A 2951-nucleotide genomic window follows, 5' to 3' on the forward strand; every position below is an offset into this window, starting at 1 on the left:
GGCACGACGCACGGGGAGAAGAACGACAGCAGGCCCGCGGCCAGGGCGAGCGGCAGGGCGAGGACGAGCGAGCCGTCGACGACGGTCTCGCCGATGCCGGCGATCACGACGCGGACCCCTGCACGTCCTCGATGAGGCCGCGCAGCGTCGCCTCGCTCGTGAACGGGCCGAGGTAGCGGACGGCGACCTTGCCGTCGGCGTCGATGATCCACGTGGTCGGCGTCGCCATGGTGGGCAGGCTGTCGGCGAACTGGACGGCGTAGGTGCCGGCGTCGTCGGCGAAGCTCGGGTACGGGACGTCGCGGGCGCGCTCGAACGCGCGGGCGCCGGCGACGTCGCGGGTGGCGATGCCGACGAACTGGACCCCGTCGTCGGCCAGGTCGGCGGCCACGGCGCTGAGGATCGGCTCCTCGGCGCGGCACGGCGGGCACCACGAGCCCCAGACGTTGACGACGACGACCTCGCCGGCGAACTGCTCCAGCGAGAGCGGGTCGCCGTGCAGGTCCTCGCCCTCCAGCGCCGGGGCGTCCTTGCGGTCGGCCGCGTCGACGACGGTGTAGGTGCCGTCACCGGAGATGTAGCCGCCACGGGTGCCGTCGGTGCCGTCCGCGCCGCCGCACGCGGTCAGGACGAGGGAGCACAGCACGACGGCGAGGACGCCGCGGGCGCGTCGAGGAAGGACGTTCATGGCAGCGGGGTCGTCACGCTCCGCCGACGAACTTGCCCTTGAGGACCTCCGGGACGAGGTGGGCGGCCGGCTCGGCGTAGGTGAAGCCGACGTACTCGTCGCCGTCGAAGGTCAGGCTGGTGAGGCTGGCCAGCGAGCACTGGCGGTTGCGCGGGTCGTGGGCGAAGCGGCGCTTCTCGTACGACAGGCGCGCGACCCACACCGGCAGCTGGTGCGACACGATGACCGCCTCGTGGCCGCGGGCGGCCTCGCGGGCGTCGGCGATCGCGGCCCGCATGCGCGCCTCGATCTCGACGTACGGCTCGCCCCACGAGGGCGTGAACGGGTTGCGAAGCAGCGGCCAGTTGCGCGGGCTCAGGAACGCCTTGGGCCCGACGCCGACGGTGCGGCCCTCGAACTTGTTGCCCGCCTCGATGACCCGCTCGTCGGTCGTGATCGGCACCTCGAGCAGCTTCGACAGCGGTTCGGCGGTCTGCTGCGCCCGCTCCAGCGGGGACGCGACCAGGTGGACGATCTCGTTCTTGGACAGGTGGTCCGCGGCGGCCGCGGCCATCTGGTGGCCCAGCTCGGACAGGAAGTACTCCGGCAGCCGGCCGTAGAGGACGCCCTCGGGGTTGTGCACCTCGCCGTGGCGCATCAGGTGCACGATCGTGCGCTCGCTCATCGTCAGTCCTCCGGGGTTGCTCGGGCGGCGGCTCGGGCGGCGGCAGGGAGCGCCTCGGCAATCCTAGAGACCGCGTCCTCGTCGTGGGCCGCCGACAGGAACCAGGCCTCGAACGCGCTCGGCGGCAGGTGCACGCCGGCGTCGAGCATCGCGTGGAAGAACGCGCGGTAGCGCCAGCCCTCCTGCGCCTGGGCCGCGGCGTAGTCGTTCACCTGCTCGGTGACGCCCCAGAAGACGCTGAACAGGTTGCCGGCGCCCTGGACGTGGTGGGCGACGCCCTCGGCCGTCAGCGCGTCCGAGACGAGCGCCTGCAGCCGCTCGGCGGTGGCGTCGACGTGGGCGTAGACCTCGTCGGTGGCCAGGCGCAGCGTCGTCAGGCCCGCGGTGGCGGCGACGGGGTTCCCCGACAGCGTGCCGGCCTGGTAGACCGGCCCGGTCGGCGACAGCTGCTCCATGACGTCGCGGCGGCCGCCGAACGCCGCGGCCGGGAAGCCGCCGCCCATGACCTTGCCGAACGTCAGCAGGTCCGGCGCCCAGCCCTCGACAGCGCCGTCGCGGCCCCACTGGCCGCTGCGGCTGACCCGGAAGCCGGTCATGACCTCGTCGCTGATGAACAGCGCGCCGTGCGCCCGGCAGGTCTCGGACAGGAAGCGGTTGAAGCCCGGCAGCGGCGGGACGGCGCCCATGTTGCCGGCGGCGGCCTCGGTGATGACGCACGCGATGCGGTCGCCGTGCTCGGCGAACGCGGCCGTCACGGCCTCGCGGTCGTTGTAGGGCAGCACGATCGTGCCGGCGGTGACCGCCTCGGGGACGCCCGGCGTGCCCGGCACGGCGAACGTGGCCAGGCCCGAGCCGGCGTCGGCGAGCAGCGAGTCGACGTGGCCGTGGTAGCAGCCGGAGAACTTGACGACGACGTCACGGCCGGTGAAGCCGCGGGCCAGGCGGATGGCCGACATCGTGGCCTCGGTGCCCGAGCTGACCAGGCGCACCATCTCCACCGGGGTGCGGGCCACGATCTCCTCGGCCAGCAGCACCTCCGGCTCGCTGGGCGTGCCGAACGACGTCCCGCGACCGGCGGCGTCGGCGACGGCCGCGATCACCTCGGGGTGGGCGTGGCCCAGCAGCATCGGGCCCCAGGACGCGACGAGGTCGACGTACTCGTTGCCGTCGACGTCGGTCAGGTACGGGCCGCGGGCCGACGCCATGAAGCGCGGCTGGCCGCCGACGGCACGGAAGGCGCGCACCGGGGAGTTGACGCCGCCGGGCGAGACGGCACGGGCGCGGGCGAACAGGTCGGCGGATGCTTGCTGCGGGCTCACGGGTCCCATTGTCCCCGACGCCTGGTGACGGCTCGCCCGCGGTCGTACTCGCGCGTAACCCTGACTTGCCCGGTTCGTTCTCCTTTGCGAGCCTGGTGTGACGTGGCCCACGTCAGCGGGGGTCAGGACGCACGCGCGGGGGGCGCGGGCGCGGAGAGGGAGCTGTGGACATTCATCACCTGCCGCGGTGGCAGCGCACCGCCGCGATCGTGCCGGCCGTGCTGCTGGTCAGCGCCTGGGGCGTCTCGCTGACGGCCGGCGACCTGGCCCGGGCGTCCGA

At 73.8% G+C, this 2951-nt stretch carries 3 protein-coding genes; all 3 read right to left on the bottom strand.

What is annotated here, in order from left to right; translation table 11 throughout:
- Positions 1-103 precede the first annotated feature (103 nt).
- From AC2W7G_RS12680 to hemL, 3 genes are read right to left on the bottom strand one after another with little or no spacing between them, the layout of a single operon-like run.
- On the bottom strand, positions 104-688 hold the full coding sequence (locus AC2W7G_RS12680) for a TlpA family protein disulfide reductase (protein WP_485868756.1): 585 nt from the start codon (positions 686-688) through the stop codon (positions 104-106).
- A 13-nt stretch (positions 689-701) separates the two neighbouring features.
- Positions 702-1352, bottom strand: coding sequence for a histidine phosphatase family protein (locus AC2W7G_RS12685; RefSeq protein ID WP_485868757.1), 651 nt, complete (start codon positions 1350-1352; stop codon positions 702-704).
- 2 nt (positions 1353-1354) lie between these two features.
- Complete coding sequence (gene hemL / locus AC2W7G_RS12690) at positions 1355-2680, bottom strand: glutamate-1-semialdehyde 2,1-aminomutase (protein WP_485868758.1); 1326 nt, start codon at positions 2678-2680, stop codon at positions 1355-1357.
- Positions 2681-2951: the final 271 nt, after the last annotated feature.

It is taken from the genome of Aeromicrobium sp. PFPM2_SD2, assembly GCF_057364525.1.